At 62.8% G+C, this 17,456-nt stretch carries 23 protein-coding genes and 1 other RNA gene; 13 read left to right on the top strand and 11 right to left on the bottom strand.

Annotated elements, in window-relative coordinates:
* Nucleotide 1: 1 nt before the first annotated feature.
* Both AAC640_RS02735 and AAC640_RS02730 read right to left on the bottom strand, forming a co-directional pair.
* Nucleotides 2–1,180: a glycosyltransferase gene (locus AAC640_RS02735; protein WP_340264540.1), complete on the bottom strand. Its 1,179-nt coding sequence runs from the start codon at nt 1,178–1,180 to the stop codon at nt 2–4.
* 57 nt (nt 1,181–1,237) lie between these two features.
* The gene (locus tag AAC640_RS02730; RefSeq protein ID WP_340264539.1) at nt 1,238–1,801 is read right to left on the bottom strand and encodes a helix-turn-helix domain-containing protein; all 564 of its coding nucleotides are present in this window, start codon (nt 1,799–1,801) and stop codon (nt 1,238–1,240) included.
* A 92-nt stretch (nt 1,802–1,893) separates the two neighbouring features.
* Here AAC640_RS02730 and AAC640_RS02725 point away from each other — a divergent pair, with 92 nt between their 5' ends.
* Nucleotides 1,894–2,352: a DUF6456 domain-containing protein gene (locus AAC640_RS02725; RefSeq protein ID WP_340264538.1), complete on the top strand. Its 459-nt coding sequence runs from the start codon at nt 1,894–1,896 to the stop codon at nt 2,350–2,352.
* Nucleotides 2,353–2,427: 75 nt separating this feature from the next.
* Here the strand turns inward: AAC640_RS02725 and AAC640_RS02720 are convergent, their stop codons facing one another.
* Genes AAC640_RS02720 through AAC640_RS02705 form a run of 4 tightly spaced genes read right to left on the bottom strand, consistent with a single transcriptional unit; the run spans nt 2,428 to nt 5,070 of the window.
* Entirely contained in the window at nt 2,428–2,973 is a 546-nt protein-coding gene (locus AAC640_RS02720) for an NUDIX hydrolase (RefSeq protein WP_340264537.1), read from the bottom strand.
* On the bottom strand, nt 2,970–3,647 hold the full coding sequence (locus tag AAC640_RS02715) for a TPM domain-containing protein (protein WP_340264536.1): 678 nt from the start codon (nt 3,645–3,647) through the stop codon (nt 2,970–2,972). Before AAC640_RS02715 ends, AAC640_RS02720 begins: the two co-directional genes overlap by 4 nt.
* Nucleotides 3,647–4,459 (bottom strand): TPM domain-containing protein, encoded by an 813-nt coding sequence (locus AAC640_RS02710; protein ID WP_340264535.1) that lies wholly within the window; start codon nt 4,457–4,459, stop codon nt 3,647–3,649. The genes AAC640_RS02715 and AAC640_RS02710 overlap by 1 nt, the downstream gene beginning before the upstream one ends.
* Nucleotides 4,460–4,464: 5 nt before the next feature.
* Nucleotides 4,465–5,070, bottom strand: a complete 606-nt coding sequence (locus tag AAC640_RS02705) for a LemA family protein (protein WP_340264534.1) — start codon at nt 5,068–5,070, stop codon at nt 4,465–4,467.
* 102 nt (nt 5,071–5,172) lie between these two features.
* On the opposite strand from AAC640_RS02705, the gene mscL reads away from it, so the two are divergent.
* The 11 genes from mscL (at nt 5,173) to AAC640_RS02650 (ending at nt 13,681) form a co-directional block, all read left to right on the top strand.
* The gene (mscL, locus tag AAC640_RS02700) at nt 5,173–5,601 is read left to right on the top strand and encodes a large conductance mechanosensitive channel protein MscL (RefSeq protein ID WP_340264877.1); all 429 of its coding nucleotides are present in this window, start codon (nt 5,173–5,175) and stop codon (nt 5,599–5,601) included.
* Nucleotides 5,602–5,745: 144 nt separating this feature from the next.
* Nucleotides 5,746–6,021, top strand: coding sequence for a hypothetical protein (locus AAC640_RS02695; RefSeq protein ID WP_340264533.1), 276 nt, complete (start codon nt 5,746–5,748; stop codon nt 6,019–6,021).
* 142 nt (nt 6,022–6,163) lie between these two features.
* The gene (locus AAC640_RS02690; protein WP_340264532.1) at nt 6,164–8,536 is read left to right on the top strand and encodes a chemotaxis protein CheA; all 2,373 of its coding nucleotides are present in this window, start codon (nt 6,164–6,166) and stop codon (nt 8,534–8,536) included.
* A 14-nt stretch (nt 8,537–8,550) separates the two neighbouring features.
* Nucleotides 8,551–8,988, top strand: coding sequence for a chemotaxis protein CheW (locus tag AAC640_RS02685; protein ID WP_340264531.1), 438 nt, complete (start codon nt 8,551–8,553; stop codon nt 8,986–8,988).
* A 79-nt stretch (nt 8,989–9,067) separates the two neighbouring features.
* A complete protein-coding gene (locus tag AAC640_RS02680) occupies nt 9,068–9,433 on the top strand; it encodes a response regulator (RefSeq protein ID WP_340264530.1) in 366 nt (121 codons plus the stop codon).
* A gap of 49 nt (nt 9,434–9,482) precedes the next feature.
* Nucleotides 9,483–10,562 (top strand): chemotaxis protein CheB, encoded by a 1,080-nt coding sequence (locus AAC640_RS02675; protein WP_340264529.1) that lies wholly within the window; start codon nt 9,483–9,485, stop codon nt 10,560–10,562.
* 4 nt (nt 10,563–10,566) lie between these two features.
* A complete protein-coding gene (locus AAC640_RS02670) occupies nt 10,567–11,442 on the top strand; it encodes a CheR family methyltransferase (protein WP_340264528.1) in 876 nt (291 codons plus the stop codon).
* Between the two features lie 118 nt (nt 11,443–11,560).
* Nucleotides 11,561–12,259, top strand: a complete 699-nt coding sequence (locus tag AAC640_RS02665) for an N-acetylmuramoyl-L-alanine amidase (RefSeq protein WP_340264527.1) — start codon at nt 11,561–11,563, stop codon at nt 12,257–12,259.
* Between the two features lie 42 nt (nt 12,260–12,301).
* Nucleotides 12,302–12,687, top strand: an RNA gene (gene rnpB / locus AAC640_RS02660) — RNase P RNA component class A.
* A 98-nt stretch (nt 12,688–12,785) separates the two neighbouring features.
* Complete coding sequence (locus tag AAC640_RS02655) at nt 12,786–13,334, top strand: J domain-containing protein (protein WP_340264526.1); 549 nt, start codon at nt 12,786–12,788, stop codon at nt 13,332–13,334.
* Entirely contained in the window at nt 13,331–13,681 is a 351-nt protein-coding gene (locus AAC640_RS02650; RefSeq protein ID WP_340264525.1) for a (2Fe-2S) ferredoxin domain-containing protein, read from the top strand. Before AAC640_RS02655 ends, AAC640_RS02650 begins: the two co-directional genes overlap by 4 nt.
* Before the next feature lie 65 nt (nt 13,682–13,746).
* Here the strand turns inward: AAC640_RS02650 and AAC640_RS02645 are convergent, their stop codons facing one another.
* Both AAC640_RS02645 and AAC640_RS02640 read right to left on the bottom strand, forming a co-directional pair.
* On the bottom strand, nt 13,747–14,181 hold the full coding sequence (locus tag AAC640_RS02645; protein WP_340264524.1) for a hemerythrin domain-containing protein: 435 nt from the start codon (nt 14,179–14,181) through the stop codon (nt 13,747–13,749).
* Nucleotides 14,182–14,302: 121 nt separating this feature from the next.
* A complete protein-coding gene (locus tag AAC640_RS02640) occupies nt 14,303–14,917 on the bottom strand; it encodes a superoxide dismutase (RefSeq protein WP_340264523.1) in 615 nt (204 codons plus the stop codon).
* Nucleotides 14,918–15,126: 209 nt separating this feature from the next.
* Here AAC640_RS02640 and AAC640_RS02635 point away from each other — a divergent pair, with 209 nt between their 5' ends.
* Nucleotides 15,127–15,690 (top strand): urate hydroxylase PuuD, encoded by a 564-nt coding sequence (locus tag AAC640_RS02635; protein ID WP_340264522.1) that lies wholly within the window; start codon nt 15,127–15,129, stop codon nt 15,688–15,690.
* A gap of 38 nt (nt 15,691–15,728) precedes the next feature.
* On the opposite strand, the gene ispZ is transcribed toward AAC640_RS02635, so the two are convergent.
* The 3 genes from ispZ to ftsY are packed head-to-tail and all read right to left on the bottom strand — an operon-like array spanning nt 15,729 to nt 17,434.
* The gene (gene ispZ / locus AAC640_RS02630; protein ID WP_340264521.1) at nt 15,729–16,379 is read right to left on the bottom strand and encodes a septation protein IspZ; all 651 of its coding nucleotides are present in this window, start codon (nt 16,377–16,379) and stop codon (nt 15,729–15,731) included.
* Nucleotides 16,372–16,512, bottom strand: a complete 141-nt coding sequence (locus AAC640_RS02625) for a hypothetical protein (protein ID WP_340264520.1) — start codon at nt 16,510–16,512, stop codon at nt 16,372–16,374. Before AAC640_RS02625 ends, ispZ begins: the two co-directional genes overlap by 8 nt.
* Nucleotides 16,502–17,434: a signal recognition particle-docking protein FtsY gene (gene ftsY / locus AAC640_RS02620; protein ID WP_340264519.1), complete on the bottom strand. Its 933-nt coding sequence runs from the start codon at nt 17,432–17,434 to the stop codon at nt 16,502–16,504. Before ftsY ends, AAC640_RS02625 begins: the two co-directional genes overlap by 11 nt.
* Between the last annotated feature and the right edge of the window lie 22 nt (nt 17,435–17,456).

Genomic DNA, 17,456 nt, shown 5'->3' with positions numbered 1-17,456 from the left:
GCTAACCCAGCCGGTTACGCGCGATGCCGCGCAGATGGTGCAGCAGCGTGTCGCCATTTGCTTCCCAGGTAAAGCGCAGCGCGGCATCCCGAACCGCTTCCCGCTCGGGCGGGTGGGTAAGGAGTTCGCCGATCGCGGCGGCAATTGCATCGGGGGCGCGCTCGACGATGCGGCCGGCCTCCGGCCGGTCCACCAGCTCGCGCGCGCCGCCGACATCCGTGATGACGACCGGCGTTCCGCAGGCGAGCGATTCTACCCAGGCATTGGCGAGGCCTTCTGACGAGGAGGGGAGCGCCATCACGTCGGCGGCGGCATAGATGCGCGGCAATCGGTCATGCGGCACGGATCCCAGAAAGCCGATGCGTCGGTCCACGCCAAGTTCTTCCGCCTGCTTTTCAAGCGCGCGGCGATGTTGCCCCTGTCCGGCAAACAGCAAGGTGATGCCGGGAAGGCGGGGGAGCGCCTCGACCAGCAGGTCTTGCCCCTTGCGCGGAACGAGCGCGCCGACGCACAGCACCACAGGACCCTCGAAGCCCAGCACGTCCTTGGCGGCAGCGCGGTCGGCGAGTTCGAAGCGGTCCAGGTCGACGCCGGTGTAATGAACGCGGATCTTGTCGCTGTCCATGCCCATCCGGGCCATGGAGCGGCGCATTGCAGCCGATACAGCGAGCAGCCCGTCGGCATCGTCCGCCGCGCGCTTGACCAGCGGGCGCGTGTCGCGCCGATTGCCCCAATAATGAATGTCGGCACCGCGCGCCTTGACCGAATAGGGGATGTTGAGCGCCTGTGACAGGCTCCGCGCGACCGGCCCGTCAGGAAAAAAGAAGCTGGCGTCGATGACGTCGAAGGGTTGTTCCCCGTGCAGACGGCTGACCAGCGGAAGGATCGCTCGCGTCATGTTCCCGACGTTGAGGCGGGCGCCGATCTTGGGGATGGTAGCGAAGGTCGGACGATAGACAGTGAGGTCCTTCCACCGTTCCTTGTACGCCAGCGCGCGCAGGGCGGCGTGCTGGCCGGAGGCGCCGAACGGCCAGATGGGAATGCCTAGAGGCGCCACAACTGTTACCTTTACGCCAGGCCGGCTAGCGAGCTCCCGGGCCTGTCGTTCGACAAACACGCCGAAGTTCGGCCGGCTCATGTCGGGAAACAGGGTCGATAATGTCAGGACATTCAGCGTCATGGCGCCTTCCTACAGCATCGCGGTTAATCGAGGGTTAGGGACGAAATGCGGGGCTGGCTATAATTGTCTTACCAATTGAACCGCGACCGCGCCCCATGGTGGGTCGGTGATGATCTGTTGCCGACTGCCACTGCCCAATGGCAGAATGTGCAGCCGGTCTCCCTCGCGCCCGATCAGCCGGCCGAAAAGAAAGCGTCCCGCATGCCGTGGCAGCAGCATGTCGCGGTTGATCGCGCTGGCAAATTCGTCGGGCGCGATTCGTCGGCACCAGATTTCATCACCGCTGCGGTAATCACCGATGCTGGCGGACACCTGCACGCCCACCATGGCATCCAGCGGCGCTGGCGGCGGGAAGGACAGGGGCCTGGTCGGTGCACGTGCACCGTCTGGGCCCAGCAGGGCGGCGACTGGGACCACTCGCTGCCCAGGTAATGCGACCAGATCTGAAGAGTCTACGCCGAGCGCCTTGGCGATGCGGTTCAGCCAGTTCACCGATACGGTTCGCGTTCCCGTTTCAAGCCGGCCGATCGTTTGCGCCGTGGTTGGTGGCTGACAGCGTGCCCCGACCTGTTCTAGCGTCAGTCCCTTTGCTTTTCGGACTTCACGAATACGGGTGATCATAGCCGATACATCTTTACCTATTTGGTTTTTAATCTTTCCTACAAAGCGGCGTTCGTGGCAAGGCCCATGTCAAGCAAAGTAGGAGGTGGCGAATGCGCATGGCCTATGTGGAACAGAAGATCGAAGATCCGGCAGGTCGTATTCAGACCCTGGCGGTGAATGTGGGCGAATCGCCGATCGCTTGGCTGCATTCGCGCGGCCATTTGTCCGACCGCCATTATCGGGCGGGCGAACAGCTGCGCGCCGATTGGGAGAAAGCAGGCCTTGGGCCGCAGGTGACGATGCGATGGGATGCGGCGGCGCCTCGGGGCAGCCGGAGCGTGGGAGGTGGCCCGGCCGATCCGACGGCGGCGCAGTTGGCCGCGCGCGACCGCTTTCATGCCGCAATCGCTGCTGCCGGCCCTGGCTTGGGGGACATATTGTGGCGGGTCGCCTGCGCGGGCGAGGGGCTGGTAGCGGCCGAACGTGCGCTTGGCTGGCCCAGCCGGGCCGGCAAGCTGGTGTTGACGCTCGCGCTTGATCGCATCGCGGCTTGGTACAAGGTGACATGAGCATGAGCCGTTTCGTCGGGTAGCGGCGCCGCGCGAATGTTCTTCTTCCTTCGGTGCGGGGGTGCACCACTCGCCCTAGGCGGCAATCCCCGCGCCCAGAAGAAGGAGAAGCTTCACATCGACGGCAAAGCCATCCGCGCGCCATGCGGCGACCTGATCCGCAAGGTCGTCAAGCCGTACGCGATGAACCTTGATATCCTCCTCGCCCACGCCGCCGCCTTCGCCCGTCCTGACCAGATCATGCGCGCGGAATAGCAAGAAGCTTTCAGACACCATGCCCGGGGAACTATAAAATTCCCCCACCATCTCCATCCGGCCAGCCCGATAGCCGGTCTCCTCCTCAAGCTCGCGTGCGGCGGCGCCGGCCGCTTCCTCATTTTCTTTTTCGTCACCGACCAGCCCGGCGGGCAATTCGATACAACGGCGTCCCAGAGGCACGCGGAACTGGTCGACCAGCAGTACGTGGCGCGTTCCGTCTTCATCCTCGTCGATCGCAAGGATGACGGCGGCGTGGATGCCGCCCGAGCGGCCGACATATTCCCACCGCCCCCGCCGCTTGGCGGTAATGAAGCGGCCGGCCCACATGATTTCCTCATCCCCGGCCATATCCTCTTCGATCATAATTCTATCAACCTGTCGGGCAGTTCATTGGGATTGTCGCCAGTGTTGGGAAAATGGCTGGCCAGTACGGCCCCTACCTGCCGTACCGCCTCCACCATGCCGTCGACAGCTTGGCCGCGTTTGACCCCCTCGATCAAGCTGGCCATGGCGTCGCCCCATGTTTCACCGTGGACTTTGGCGTTGATCGACGCATCGGCGACAATCTCCGCGCGATGCTCGTCGAGCGAGAGGTAGATGAGAACCCCGGTTTTCGCCCGCGTGCGTCCCTGGGCTACGGCGCGAAACAAGGTGATAGCTCGCCGCCGCACCCGGCGCGCCTTGGTGCTTTCGGGCGTCAGCGCGAGGCGCAACGGCATCCATGCGAGAGCATAGCGTACGACCAGGAATTTAAGGATGAGCAGGCCCAGAAGAATCGTCAGCAGCTTCCAATCCTCGACCTCATGCTCCCAACTCTGCAGCAGCCAGGTGCAAAGCGCCCGAAATTTCTGGGGGAAAGCCGCGGCGATCGACAACGCCACGAAAACGGCCCCTATGGCCCAATGCAACCCCGCATCATGATAGGCGTCTGATCGGCGCGCAACAATGGTGACGATCTCGCCATCTGTCGCCGCTTCTGCCTGTGCCACCGCGTCCGAAATGCGCTGATGGTCGGCGTCGCTGAATCGCGGGCGCATCACCAACTTCCCGATGCGCCGCCGCCGCCGCCACTTCCGCCGCCGCCGGAAAAGCCGCCTCCGCCCCAGTCACCGCCACCGCCGCCCCAGCCGCTACCTGACCCCCATCCAGGACCGCTTCCCGGCCCCCAGATGATGACCGGACCGCCGCCGCGATAGCGCCGGCCGCCGCGACGACCGAAGATCATCGGCACGATCACGAAGAGTGCGATTGCGCCCCAGAAGATCAGCATCACGCGACTGCCATTATCCGACGTCTGCCGCTGCTCCCGTTCCGCCGCCAGCGCGCGCGCGTGCGCCTGATCGGGCGGCAGTTTCAGGATCGTTACCAACGCGTCAGTGCCGGCGTCGATACCGCCGGCCAGGTCGCCTGCCCTGAAGCGAGGGGCAATGGCGTTGCGGATAATCTGGGAAGAGAGTGCGTCGGTCAGCGTTCCTTCAAGGCCGTAGCCGACTTCGACTCGTATCTTTCGCTCACTTGGCGCCACGATCAACAGCGCGCCGTCGTTGCGTTCCTTGCTGCCGATGCCCCAGGCGCGCAGCAGCCAGTAGCCATAATCGGCGATGTCATAGCCTTGGAGATTAGGCAGGGTGACGACCACGAGCTGTCGTCCGCTCTCCTGCTCTAGCGCCGCCAGTTTGCCGGTCAGCGCCTGCTCCTGCTCTGGGGAGAGCAAAGAGGCGTCGTCGACCACGCGGCCGGTCAGCTTGGGAAAGGTCTGTGCCTGCGCGGGCGGCGCATGTCCAAGAACCGCGGCGCCCGCTGGCATCAGGACCAGCAGGGCTACGATCAGGAGCAGGCGACGCAGCATCGCTCTCAGTTGCCGAAGTCGACCTTCGGCGCCTCCTCTGCCCCGGGCGTCGTCGCCTGGAACGGCGTCATCGGCTTGGCGCCATGGATAATCTTCGCGCCGATCGCGTCCGGGAACGTGCGTATGCGGGTATTATAGGCGCGCACCGCCTCATTATAGTCGCGGATGGCGACGGCTATCCGGTTCTCGGTCCCTTCCAGCTGGGATTGCAGGTCGAGGAAATTCTGGTTGGTCTTTAGGTCGGGATAGGCTTCGACCGAGGCCAGCAGCCGGCCAAGCCCTTGGCTCAACTGCGCTTGCGCCTGTTGGAACTGCTGCACCTTGGCTGGGTCGGAAAGGTCTGCGGCGTTGACCTGGACGGAGGTCGCCTTGGCGCGCGCCTCGGTCACGGCGGTCAACGTGGCCTGTTCCTGCTTGCCCGCCGCCTTAACGGTCGCGACCAGATTGCCGATCAGGTTGGCGCGGCGCTGATATTGCGCCTGGACATCGGCCCATTTGGCCTTCGCGACTTCCTCGGCCGCCGGCACGCTGTTGATGCCGCATGCAGAAAGGGTAAGGGCGAAGAACAGGGGCAGGATGAATACAGGGGAAAAACGGCGCAGGATCGTCATGGACCAACCTCGGCTTTGTTACGGCATCGGAAATAGGCGGTTGTGGACAGGCGCGCAACGGCCCATTCTATGTTCAACTTCAATCGGGGCGAAGGGTTCACCATGGGTCTGATTTCCGAATTCAAGGCATTCATCAATCGCGGCAATGTCATTGACCTGGCCGTCGGCGTGATCATCGGCGGCGCCTTTGCCACCATCACCAAGTCGTTGACCGACGACATCATCATGCCGGTAGTCGGCTATATTTTGGGGGGCGCCGATTTTTCACGCTACTTCATCCAGCTGGGGGACATTCCTGCCGGGTTCAAGGGCAATCCTCACAGCTATGCCGATCTTAAGGCCGCAGGCGTCGCCATGTTGGGGTGGGGGCAATTTTTGACCGTACTGGTCAATTTCTTGATCCTCGCCTTCATCATCTTTCTGATCGTGAAGCTCGTAAACCGGATGACGGCCAAGCCCCCGGAGGAGCCGGCGGCAACGCCTGAAAATATCGCGCTGCTGCGCGAGATTAGGGATAGCCTGAAAAAATAATCGTTTCTGCGACGAAAAAAGCGTGCGGCGGGAACCATCCATTGTGCGACCAGTTGATGGGCGTCAGGGTTCCGGGCGCAGGGCGCGGCCGAGGACCCGTGCCGACTGACGTCAGCCCTTGGGGGCGCAACAGGAGAAAACGCCGTGAAAACCATTGTATCAGTCCTCGGCCTGGCCAGCTTGATCGCGCTCGGTGCGTGCGATTCCAAGAAGGAGAATGCGGTCGAGAACGCATACGAGAACAAGGCGGACGCAATCGACAATCAGGCTGCTAATATGGAAGCAATGGCCGATAACCTGTCGGGCAATGCTGAAAATGCCGCTGAAAACGCAGCTGACAAGCTGGAGAACAAAGCGGATGCTACCCGTGAAGCTGGCGAGAAGGCTGCTGACAAGGTCGAGGAAAAAGAGAAGCACTAAGCTTTCTCCCAATTCTGCCGATCAGGGGCGCCGCGACATATCGTCGCGGCGCCCTTTTTGCTGCGGCGCCACCGTCTTTAACGGCCCTTTAACCACGCATCCTCATGTTGCCCTCTCGCGCGGATCCGTGAAGGCGTGGGGAATGGACGAACTACTTCAGGAATTCATAGCGGAAACGCAGGAGACGCTGGAGGCGCTGGCCGGAGAGGTCGTCGCCTGGGAAGCCGACCCCACGGACCGCGACCGGCTGGACGCCATATTCCGCTTCTTCCACACGGTGAAAGGCAGTTGCGGCTTCCTCAACCTACCCCGTTTCGAACGGCTGAGCCACGCCGCCGAGGACGTGCTGTCCGACATCCGCGCGGGCAAGCGGTCTGCTGATCCCGCGACGGTCAGCGGCGTTCTGGGCATCATGGATCGGATCGCCGAACTGGCCGAAGCGGTGTCGATCGGCGCGGCCCTACCGAGCGAGAATGACGAACATTTGATCGCTGCGCTGACTGCGCGACCTGATGAGCAGCCGGCACAAGGAGAGAACCCGTCGCTTGAGGCGCCGGCCCAAAATGTCCGGCAGGGTGGCGCCCAGGCAGTGCCCCGCAGCATCCGCCTGCCCTTGTCGCTGATAGACCAGATGATGAATGGCGTGTCTGACATGGTGCTGGCGCGCAACGAACTGTCACGAAAGTTGCGCGAGCGCGGCGTTGATCCCGAGCTGGAAAGCGCGTTTGAACGGCTATCGACCTGTGTTGCCGACATGCGCGACGCAATTTCTAAGACCCGGATGCAGCGCGTCGACCGCCTGTTCACGGCCATCCCGCGCATGGTGCGCGATCTGGGTCGCGATCTTGGGAAGCGCATCGACCTCCATCTGGACGGTGGCGATGTCGAGATGGACCGCGAGATGGTGGAGATGGTGGTCGACCCCTTGACCCACATCGTCCGCAACAGCATCGATCATGGCATCGAAACGCCAGACCGCCGTCGCGCGCTGGGCAAGCCCGAAGCCGGCACTCTCAAGGTCGAGGCGCGGCAGTCCGGCAATCAGATTGTCATAGAGATCAGCGACGACGGGCAGGGGATCGACACCGGGCGGCTGGTCGAAAAGGCTGTTGCGGCAGGCAAGCTAACACGTGAAGCCGCTAGCCGCATGACCGAGGCCGAGAGGCTTGAGCTGATCTTCCAGCCGGGGCTTTCGACCGCGAGCCAGATCACGGCCATTTCAGGGCGGGGCGTCGGGATGGACGTCGTGCGCGCGAATGTGGAGCGGATCGGCGGAATCATAGCTCTCGACAATCGACCCGGCGCGGGCTTGCGGATCATGCTGCGCGTGCCGCTGACCCTGACGATCATACCGGGTCTGATCATAAGAGCCGGGGGGCTGCACTTCGCGATCCCGCGCGCCGCAGTCGTCGAGATCCTGCACGACAATAACGAGACATTGCGAATCGCCGAGGTCGGCGGCGCGAAGATCGCGACGATCCGCTCGATTCGTCATTCGATGATCGACCTGGAAGATGTGTTGGGAATGACGAAGGCGGAGCAGCCAGGGCCGCGCGCGATCATGATCGTGCGCTCCGCGACAGGCGTTCCCTATGCGATGGGCGTGGCGGCGGTTGAAAATCATGAGGAACTGGTTATCCGTCCCGCTTCTCCGCTGATCATGGCGACGGGCGTCTATGCCGGCATGACCCTGCCAGACAATGGCAAGCCCATGCTGCTGTTGGATGCAGCCGGCCTGGCCCAGGCGGCGCAGTTGCCCAACATCGCGGATGACAGCTCGTCGCGATTGGCGGAGAATGAGCAGCAGGGCGTCAGCGGCGTGGAGATGGTGCCAGCGCTGCGCTTCGAGGAGTTGACCGGCGAGCGGCGGCTGATCCAGCTGTCCCTGGTTGAGCGGGTCGAGGATGTCGACGCCTCTCTTTTCGGGCGATCGAGCGGCCGGCCCTTCGTGAGACTGGAGGGACGGTTGATGCCGGTCGCCAACAGCGTCCAAAGCTTTGACGGCGCGAGCGTCTCCACCCTGCGCCTGCGCGACGGGCTGCGCGAGGTCTGCTATCCGGTCGCGGCCGTTATTGACATCGTGGACATGCCGGTCGTGCCCGATCTGGTGGCGATGCACGGCGTGTTGAGCGGCGTTGCCGTAATCGAGGGCGAACATCTGGAGGTCATCAACCCCTTCGCCCTGTTCGCCGCGCTCGTCGAAGGCGCTATCCCCGAACACTCGCGAAGCCGTTGCGTCCTGGCCGACATTGGGGACGGGTGGACCCGCGATATATTGGCGCCGCTGCTGCGACAAGCTGGGCATGAGGTTGTCATCGGCCTGCCTTCGGACGGCGCCGTCGATCCCGCCGACGTGGTGCTCAGCTCGACAACCGATGTCAGCGATGCGGCCGGGATGCTGGGTTGCCGCGTCGTTCAGCTGCGCGCTTCGCCAAGACCGGCGGGGCCGCAGGATGGCAGCATCTATCGCTACGATCAGGACGCCCTGATGGCAGCCATTTCCGGCACCCGCTGATAAGGAGGCAGCCCATGGACCAGCTTTATCTTCTTGCAACGCTGGCCGGCACCCGGGTCGCTGTCTCCACCCAGGAGGTCGAGGCGGTGGTGAAGCTTGCAGACATTTCCCACGTGCCGGGCATGGCGCCCCATGTCGCGGGCCTGTCGGCGCTGCGCAGCCGCGTGCTCACGATCATCGACGTGCCCGCGCTGATCCGCCGGGAGTCAACAACCCATGCCGACCGCTGTTTTGCCATCATCGCTGACATTAGCGGCCACAGCTATGGCCTGATGGTCGACGCTGTCCATGATATCTGCCAAGTGCCCGAAGGCGAACTACCGCTGCGGGGCCAGCTGGATCAGGCATGGGCGCCCTATGCGCGGGGCATCGTGGAACATGACGGCCAGCCTCATCTTCTGGTTTCGCTCGCTAGTTTCGTAGACATCGGTGCGCTTCCTCAGGCCGCATAAGAGCCGCCCGTCGTTTACTAATTGATCGGCTTTGTCCGCTAAGCCTGTTTGCCGGGACGCAAAACGCAAGGGACGCTTCATGAAAAATTGCCTGGTAGTTGATGATTCCAAAGTCATTCGCAAAGTCGCGCGCCACATACTGGAATCGCTGGATCTTTCGGTGAGTGAAGCGGTCGATGGCCAGGACGCGCTGACCCAGTGCGAGGCGTCGGCACCCGATGTCGTGCTGCTTGACTGGAACATGCCGGTGATGAGCGGGATGGAATTTCTGCAGGCGCTGGCCACGGCCAAGGTCAGCGCGCGTCCCAAGATCATCTTTTGCACTACTGAAAACGGGATCAGCCATATCAAGGCGGCGGTCGAAGCCGGTGCCGACGAATATGTGATGAAGCCGTTCGACCGGGAAACGCTCGAGAGCAAGCTGACGATCGTCGGCGTGATCTGATCAGGTCCAGCCCGACACTCTGAACATTTGATTCACTGAAGGCCCGTTGATGACCCTCGTTTCCCCGACCATCGCCCAGCAGGACGGACGGCTTACGGTCCGCACCATGGTCGTCGATGATTCGGTCGTGGTGCGCACTGTCATCGAACGGATATTGAACGCCGATCCGGGCTTTTCGGTCGTCCACAAGACCGGCAGCGCTGAACATGCGCTGGGCTATCTGGCCGAGCATGGGGTCGACTTGATCCTGCTGGATATCGAGCTGCCCGGACAGAGCGGGCTCGCCGCGCTCCCAGCGCTGCTGCGCGCCAATCCGCGCGGCAAGATCGTCATCCTGTCGGGCAATTGCGGTGAAGGGAGCGCTGCGGCTGTCGAGGCGCTGGCGCTGGGCGCGAGTGACATATTGGCCAAGCCTGGAAGCGGGAGTTTTGGCGAGCAGTTTCCACGATCCCTGATCGACCGCCTCTCGCGCCTGTTCGGCGGGCGGGAAACGGCGTCCAGTAACGAAGCCCCGGTGATCGCCGTCAACCCCAACCGCCCCCAGGCGCCGCTCGCCTGCCTGGGCGTCGGGGCGTCGACCGGGGGGATTCATGCGCTCGGGCAGCTCTTTGCCGGCCTCACCGAGCCGCTGGGCGTTCCGATCCTGCTGACGCAGCACCTGCCGGTGAGCTTCACCTGCTATTTCGCGCAGCAACTGGCCCGCATGACCAGCCTGCGGGTCAAGGTCGCTGAGCAAGGTGAAATGTTGGCTCCCGACGTCGTCTATGTGGCGCCTGGCGACGCCAATCTGCTGGTCCGGCGGAGTTTGCATGGTCGAGTGATGATCATGCTGGACGATCAGCGCACCCCAGCGGGTAACCTGCCCGGCGTCGACCCGATGTTCGCGAGCATGGCCGAAGCCTATGGAAAAGGTGCGGCGGGCATCGTGCTGACGGGCATGGGGCGGGACGGCACGATGGGCGCGCGCGAGATCGTTGCCGCTGGCGGCTGGATCGTCGCGCAGAATGAAGCCAGCAGCGTGGTCTGGGGTATGCCGGGGTCAGTCGCCGGAGCGGGGCTGAGCTGCGCCTTGTTGGAGCCTTACGCTATCATGGAATTCGTCGCGCGGCGCGGGAAGAGCAGAGGTTGAGGCATTGATCCATTCAAGCGAACCATCATCACCCGGAGCGGCCCGCGTCTTTTCTGCCCTGCTGGAGGCGCGCACCGGGCAGATCCTGTCCGAAAGTCGGTCGTGGCGCATGGAAACGGCATTGAAGCCGGTGATGCGGGCCTACGACATGTCGGACATGGATGAACTGGCATCAAGGTTGCTCAGGAAGTGCGATCCAACGTTGGAAAACGCGGTGGTCAACGCGCTGCTCAATAATGAAAGCAGTTTCTTCCGTGATCTCCAAATCTTCGACATGATCCACCGCCAGATCTTGCCCTCCTTCCAGGCGGCGGCGCGGCGAGAACGGGTGCTGCGCATCTGGAGCGCAGGGTGTTCGACGGGGCAGGAGGCTTATTCCATCGCCGTTCAGTTGCGCAATGACATGGCCCGCTGGCGGAACTGGCGGATAGAGTTCCTGGCGACCGACATTTCGACTGCCGCCATCGAGCGGGCGCGCGCGGGCGTTTTTTCGCAGATGGACGTGCAGCGCGGCTTGGGCGTGGGCGACCTCATCAAATGGTTCGAACCCGTGCGCGATGAATGGCACGCCAGTCCGGAATTGCGGCGGATGATCGATTTCCGCACCGACAATCTTTTCGATCCCCGCGCGCCAGCCGGAGAATATGACCTGCTGCTGTGCCGGAACGTCCTCCTCTATTTCACGCAGGAACGACGGCAGAACGTCTTCCGCTTGCTTTCGCGTCACAGTCATGAGGGGTCCGTGCTGCTGCTGGGCGCTGGTGAAACGGTAATCGGGCATAGTGAGGACTTCGTCCCGCACCCCGAATTCCGGGGCGGATACGGGCGGCGCCGTACCGCATCATCCCGCGAGCACGAGCCAATCCGCCGCGCTATCTGACGGTCGCGGCGTGGCGCGCTTGATAACAGCGCCGCTCTCGGCCATTCTTCGCCCGGATGTCTGTCGCAACCTGGTGCGATAGCGGCGAAGGTATAAGGGTGGTGACTGGCTGTTCCCAATGACCGACATTCCCATAATCGATACGCCGTCGCCCAATTTCGACGATCGCAAGCTGCCGGTGTCCATGTTGGTGCTGCACTATACCGGCATGCCCGACGCTGCGAGCGCTATACGCTGGATGGCCAGCCGGGAATCCAAGGTGTCAGCGCATTATGTGGTGGGCGAGGACGGGCAGATCGTCCGCATGGTCGAAGAAGGCAAACGGGCCTGGCATGCCGGACGGTCGCACTGGCGCGGCATCGACGACGTCAATTCCGCGAGTATTGGCATAGAAATCGTCAACCCGGGGCATGAATGGGGCTATCGCCCCTTCACTGATGCTCAGATGGGGGCTCTCATACCGCTTATGCATGACATCGTGCAGCGGCATCGTATCACGCGTGGCAACATCGTCGGGCACAGCGACGTGGCGCCCGCCCGCAAGCAGGATCCAGGCGAGCTATTTCCTTGGGGCCAGCTGGCGCGACTGCGTCTCGCTCTGCCGCGTCCAACCAAGAATCTCATGGACCCGCTATGGAGCGACAGCGCCTTCCTGCTGGCGCTGGAGCGATTCGGCTATGACATTGCCGAGCCGCAGGCTGCGGTGGTCGCGTTCCAGCGGCGCTTCCGCCCTGAACTGATCGACGGTATCATTGACGGCGAATGTCGCGCGATCCTGCTTGCGCTGTTGCTGCCCAAGCCCAGGGGCGACGAATAAGCAGGGTGACGCGGGCCTCGGGCATATGTATAGACGCCCGTGCCAGAGGGCTGGGCGGCCGCGGCGTGGCGGGTAACTGCCATGGCGAGGAAAGTCCGGGCTCCACGAAACAACGGTGCCGGCTAATGGCCGGCTGGAGCGATCCAAGGGACAGTGCAACAGAAAGCAGGTCGCTAGGGCCTAGGCTCAGCGAAATTGAAAGGGTGTGGTAAGAGCGCACCGCGTCTCCGGTAACGGCGGCGGCACGGTAAACCCCACCGGGAGCAAGACCGAATAGGGGCGGCGCGCAGCTTGTCTGCTAGGCCAGTTTCGGCCGAGACCGCCCGGGTTGGTTGCTTGAGGGACGGAGCAATCCGCCCCCTAGAGGAATGGTCGCCCATCCCCGGCAACGGGGTGGACAGAACCCGGCTTACAGGCCCTCTGGCATCATATCTTTCCCCCTCAACTGGAGGAGAGGGATTGAAGAACAACAATTTCATCGCTCGCCGGGGTGGCGCATCGCCGGCGGCTTGCCTAACTTGGACCGATGGCACGAAGCAGCCGATCAAATGACTGGGGCTTTCCCCGCTGGCGTGGCTATGGTTCGACGCGTGACGCACAGCAGGTGCGGCTGTGTGATCGCCATGGCTGCGACCGCGCCGGCGAGTGCCCCGCGCCCAAGTCGCCCAATAGTCGCGAACGCTGGTATTTCTGTTCCGACCATGCGGCCGAATATAATCGCAACTGGGACTATTTTCAGGGTCTGGACCAGGAGGAGCGGGAACAGCGTGAGCGCACTGAACGCCGGGACGCGAGCGGTTATCAAAGCAGCGCCTATCATGGCTGGGGCGGGCCGGGCGATGGCAGCAGGTCCCGGGACGAGCTTCACGCCCTGCAGGCGCTCGAGCTGGAGGACGACGCCGATTTCGAGGCGATAAAGAAGAGCTGGCGTCGGCTGGCCAAGGAAAATCATCCCGACGTAAGGCCGGGCGATGCCGACGCGGCCGTCCGCTTCCACACGATTCAAGCCGCCTATGAAGTGCTGCGCGCCGCAGAGGAGCGGCGCAGCTGGCGCCCGCGCGAGGCTGCCGATTGAAGGACCATGTCCGGTCCAACTGGCAGTCGGCGATCCTGATCTGTCGCAAATGTTCCAAGCGGCTGGATGGCGGTTTCGGTCGTAATGGCGACGAGCGCTTGGCCAAGGCGCTGCGTCGGCATCTTTCCTTCAAGAAGGGCCGACAGGCTGCGGCGGGGATTGTAGAGGTTAATTGCCTTGGCGTGTGCCCGCGCGGTGCGGTGACGGTGGTGAACGGGGCCGATGCGAGAGACTGGCTGTTGGTGCGCCCGGATGCCGATTTGGAGCGCTTGGCGCAGGAGCTGGGACTTACGGCCCAGGATTCGCGGTCGCAAGCGGCGTCCGGCTGCCTGTCCTCTCAATCCTGAGGATTGTTCACCGATGTGGGCCCGGCGGGTGCGGGGTTACTCTGCGCAAGCCAGGCCTGCCGCAACTACGCCGACTTGCTCATCGCCATCGCTTGGCGATGTGCGGCCTCGGCTATGGGGTAGAGCAGCCGTTCCTCCTGCTCCATTCGAGCCTTGAGCATCGTCAGGACGTCGCGCGTCTCGGAGCAGAAATCCGGCCAGAAACGAGCGATCTGATCGTCATTCCATCGCTGCATGTAAGCGGAGAAGTTCTGCGCGAGCATGCCCATCTCGGACTGGAGCCGCTGCGCCATCGTGCGGGCCTGCTCGTCCGCCGATCGCTGCACGGCTGGATAGAATATCCGGTCCTCCAGAGCGAGGTGAGACATGAGCTGGCGAGCGAGCTGCCATCGGATGGCGCCTACGCTCTGCTGGATCTGGCTGTCCTCAACAGCTTGAAGTAGCTGTCGGGAAAGCAGGCTCAACTGCTGATGCTGCCTGCGCAGTTCATCGACATCCATCTTTGTTTTCCTTTTGCGACCCTGCCAAGAGTCTGGTCACATCCGGGTTAACAAAGCATTGCGAGACCTATCAGTGGGAATACCGTCCGCCGGGCGATGCAACGACGGACGGCGACCCGCATCAGACCGTCTGGTCAGCCCGGCTTGCGCCCTGGCCATCGAGGTTCAGCGCGGCGAAATCCCAGTTGAGCGCGTCCTTGAGGATGCGGTCGGCATAATTGGGACGGGCGTTGCGATAGTCGATATAATAGGCATGTTCCCATACATCGACGATCAGCAAGGGCAGGTGACCATCATGCGCGACCGGCGTGTCCGCATCATGATAGCTGGTGACTTCCAGCTTGCCGTCCTTGAGGATCAGCGCGGCCCAGCCGCTGGCGAAATGGCCGACGGCCTCCGTCTTGAGCTTTTCAACCAGCGCCTCGACCGATCCGAAGGCTTCTTCGATCTTGGCCAGCAACGCGCCGCTCGGTTGCGTCTTGGTCGGCGAAAGCGACTGCCAATAGAAAGTATGATTCCATATCTGCCCGACCTGGTTGAACAGACCGCCCTTCGCGGTCTTGATCAGTTCGACGAGCGACTTGCCCTGCAGGGTAGGATCGGCCGCGACCAGTTCATTGGCCTTCACGACATAGGCGTTGTGGTGCTTGCCATGATGATAGTCGAAGGTTTCGGCAGACAGGATGTCGCCGAAGGCATCCTTTGCGTAGGGCAGATCGGGAAGAACAAAGGCCATGTCGAAACTCCTCGGGTTCTTGAATGAGATGGCCGCATAACGATGGCGCGGCCGGAAGGCTCCGTGGCCCTAGCAGCCTTATTGCGTTGCAGAAAATAGGATATTTTCATCCAAGCGGGTGGATTATCTATGTGACAGTGGCGAAACGATGACCTAGCATCGCTGGCCGGGCAGCCCGCTAGCGGCGGCCGAAAATGGGGGAAGGATCAATGGCAAAATTCTTTGGCAATTTGCATCTTGTGTTAGTCGCTGCGCTCCTGCTGGCGCTGGTGGTCATCTTCGCAGTGCCAGCAAACACGACGGGCGAGCAGGCCGTGTTGCGGTGGCTGCACCTGTTCTTCGGCATTACGTGGATCGGCCTGCTCTATTATTTCAACTTCGTGCAGATCCCGACCATGCCCAAAGTACCTGCGGAACTGAAGCCCGGTGTGTCGAAATATATCGCGCCATCGGCCCTCTTCTTCTTCCGCTGGGCAGCCGCGCTCACCGTGCTGACCGGCCTCATCATCGCCTGGCGGAGCGATTATCTGGTGCAGGCGCTCACGCTTGATCCAGGACATCGGCTGATCGGCATCGGCATGTGGCTGGCCCTTATCATGGCGTTCAACGTCTGGTTCGTCATCTGGCCGAACCAGAAGAAGGCTCTTGGCCTGGTGCCGGCGGAAGATGCTGCGAAGGCAAAGGCCGCCACCACCGCCATGATTTTTTCGCGCACCAACACGCTGCTGTCGTTGGCAATGCTGTACTGCATGGTCAACTTCAACGGCGGCTGACGCGCGAAACGAGAGCGCGCCCCCGCCGGTGGCGCGCTCTACCCCTGGGGCGGGGTGGTTTCGCCCAATTCGTCGCCGTCCAGCTTTTCGCCTAGCGTCAGCCCGTGGCGCATCAGCATAGGGATGTTGGCGGCGGCGAACAGGACCGACACGATCGTTACGCCCCATACCTTGATCGCCAGCCATGAATCGAAGCTCATCGACCGACGCATCGCTTCATTGACGATGGCCATGGCAGCGAAGAAGACTGCCCAGTTGCGCGACAGCTTGCGCCATCCTTCCTCGGTCAATCCATCATAGGCGGCCTGCAGCAGATATTTGAGCAGAGCCTTGCCGCGCAGGAGACCTCCGAACAGCATTATCGCGAAAAAGCTGTAGATGATCGTGGGCTTGATCTGGATGAAGCGCTGGTCGTGGAAATAGATGGTGAGCCCGCCGAAGAACAGGATCAGGAGTGCGGACAGCCACAGCATCGGCGATATGCGACCCAGCTTCACCTTGGAGATGATCACGGCCAGCACGATCGCCGCCATGAAGGCTCCGGTGCCGAACGTCATGGCTGTTATGGGATTGTGGGCGCCCCAAAGCCAGCCGGCGCCCTTGTAGGTCAGGAAGAAGACCAGGAGCGGGCCGAAGTCGAGGGTGAGGCTCAATGAGCCGCCATGAGCGGGCTTTTGGGGGTCAGCCATGATCGATATCCGTCAACCCTGTGCCCATGGTCTCGATCCGGACCAGGGCCGGGAGGATGCGGGGCCGGGTGGAGCCATCGAGACCCGAGACAGCAGCCTGCGTCGGCATGACGGACAGAAGATTAGCGCGCATAGGCCGTCCCCGCTATCGCCCGCGCCATGTCGCCCGGGTCGAAGGGCCGCAGGTCCTCGATCTTCTCGCCGACGCCGATTGCATGGATCGGCAGGCGATATCTGTCGGCCGCCGCCACCAGGACACCGCCGCGCGCCGTGCCGTCCAGCTTGGTCATGACAAGACCCGTCACCTGAGCAAATTCCTTGAATACTTCGATCTGGTTGAGCGCGTTCTGGCCCGTGGTCGCGTCCAGCACCAGCACGACATCATGCGGCGCGGCCGGATTCAGCCGGCCCAGCACGCGGCGGATCTTGGCCAATTCGTCCATCAGCTCGCTCTTGTTCTGTAGCCGTCCCGCGGTGTCGACGATCAGCACGTCGATGCCGGTAGCCGTCGCCTGCTTGACTGCGTCAAACACGATGCCGGCCGCATCGCCGCCTTCCTTGCCGGCGACGATGGGAACGCCCAGCCGATCGGCCCAGACCTTGAGCTGTCCGATGGCTGCGGCGCGAAACGTGTCGCCCGCTGCCAGCATCACGCCATAATCCTGTTCCAGGAACAGGTTGGCGAGCTTGGCGATCGTCGTTGTCTTGCCCGAACCATTGACGCCGATCACCAGGATCACCTGCGGCCGGGGAAAGGCTTCGATTTCCAGCGGGCGGGCGACCGGGGTCAGGACCTTCTCAATCTCCTCGGCGATGATCTCGCGCAGATATTCCTCGGTCAGTTCCTTGTTGAAACGCCCATCGGCCAGGCGATCACGCACCCGCGCCGCCATGGCCGGGCCAAGGTCGCTGACGATCAGCGCTTCCTCGATCTCGTCGAGCGTCTGCTCGTCGAGCGCGGCCTTGGTGAAAAGGCCGGTGAGGTTTTCCCCGAGCTTGTCGGAGGTGCGCTTGAGGCCGCCGAAGAGCCGGTCGCGCCAGGATGTTTCAGCCATGTCTATCCACCATCGTCATCCC

Source organism: Sphingobium mellinum, assembly GCF_037860795.1.
Lineage (GTDB): Bacteria > Pseudomonadota > Alphaproteobacteria > Sphingomonadales > Sphingomonadaceae > Sphingobium > Sphingobium mellinum.
The sequence above is the reverse complement of the archived record's forward strand: the minus strand, read 5'-3'. Positions and strand labels throughout refer to the sequence as shown.

What these genes read in the sequence shown, in the direction of transcription:
- AAC640_RS02625 (WP_340264520.1), bottom strand. Translation starts at nt 16,512, where the DNA reads ATGCGCGCTAATCTTCTGTCCGTCATGCCGACGCAGGCTGCTGTCTCG.
- mscL (WP_340264877.1), top strand. Translation starts at nt 5,173, where the DNA reads ATGGGTCTGATTTCCGAATTCAAGGCATTCATCAATCGCGGCAATGTC.
- AAC640_RS02655 (WP_340264526.1), top strand. Translation starts at nt 12,786, where the DNA reads ATGGCACGAAGCAGCCGATCAAATGACTGGGGCTTTCCCCGCTGGCGT.
- ftsY (WP_340264519.1), bottom strand. Translation starts at nt 17,434, where the DNA reads ATGGCTGAAACATCCTGGCGCGACCGGCTCTTCGGCGGCCTCAAGCGC.
- AAC640_RS02725 (WP_340264538.1), top strand. Translation starts at nt 1,894, where the DNA reads ATGCGCATGGCCTATGTGGAACAGAAGATCGAAGATCCGGCAGGTCGT.
- AAC640_RS02675 (WP_340264529.1), top strand. Translation starts at nt 9,483, where the DNA reads ATGACCCTCGTTTCCCCGACCATCGCCCAGCAGGACGGACGGCTTACG.
- AAC640_RS02720 (WP_340264537.1), bottom strand. Translation starts at nt 2,973, where the DNA reads ATGATCGAAGAGGATATGGCCGGGGATGAGGAAATCATGTGGGCCGGC.
- AAC640_RS02680 (WP_340264530.1), top strand. Translation starts at nt 9,068, where the DNA reads ATGAAAAATTGCCTGGTAGTTGATGATTCCAAAGTCATTCGCAAAGTC.
- ispZ (WP_340264521.1), bottom strand. Translation starts at nt 16,379, where the DNA reads ATGGCTGACCCCCAAAAGCCCGCTCATGGCGGCTCATTGAGCCTCACC.
- AAC640_RS02685 (WP_340264531.1), top strand. Translation starts at nt 8,551, where the DNA reads ATGGACCAGCTTTATCTTCTTGCAACGCTGGCCGGCACCCGGGTCGCT.
- AAC640_RS02730 (WP_340264539.1), bottom strand. Translation starts at nt 1,801, where the DNA reads ATGATCACCCGTATTCGTGAAGTCCGAAAAGCAAAGGGACTGACGCTA.
- AAC640_RS02690 (WP_340264532.1), top strand. Translation starts at nt 6,164, where the DNA reads ATGGACGAACTACTTCAGGAATTCATAGCGGAAACGCAGGAGACGCTG.
- AAC640_RS02715 (WP_340264536.1), bottom strand. Translation starts at nt 3,647, where the DNA reads ATGCGCCCGCGATTCAGCGACGCCGACCATCAGCGCATTTCGGACGCG.
- AAC640_RS02710 (WP_340264535.1), bottom strand. Translation starts at nt 4,459, where the DNA reads ATGCTGCGTCGCCTGCTCCTGATCGTAGCCCTGCTGGTCCTGATGCCA.
- AAC640_RS02635 (WP_340264522.1), top strand. Translation starts at nt 15,127, where the DNA reads ATGGCAAAATTCTTTGGCAATTTGCATCTTGTGTTAGTCGCTGCGCTC.
- AAC640_RS02735 (WP_340264540.1), bottom strand. Translation starts at nt 1,180, where the DNA reads ATGACGCTGAATGTCCTGACATTATCGACCCTGTTTCCCGACATGAGC.
- AAC640_RS02640 (WP_340264523.1), bottom strand. Translation starts at nt 14,917, where the DNA reads ATGGCCTTTGTTCTTCCCGATCTGCCCTACGCAAAGGATGCCTTCGGC.
- AAC640_RS02645 (WP_340264524.1), bottom strand. Translation starts at nt 14,181, where the DNA reads ATGGATGTCGATGAACTGCGCAGGCAGCATCAGCAGTTGAGCCTGCTT.
- AAC640_RS02665 (WP_340264527.1), top strand. Translation starts at nt 11,561, where the DNA reads ATGACCGACATTCCCATAATCGATACGCCGTCGCCCAATTTCGACGAT.
- AAC640_RS02705 (WP_340264534.1), bottom strand. Translation starts at nt 5,070, where the DNA reads ATGACGATCCTGCGCCGTTTTTCCCCTGTATTCATCCTGCCCCTGTTC.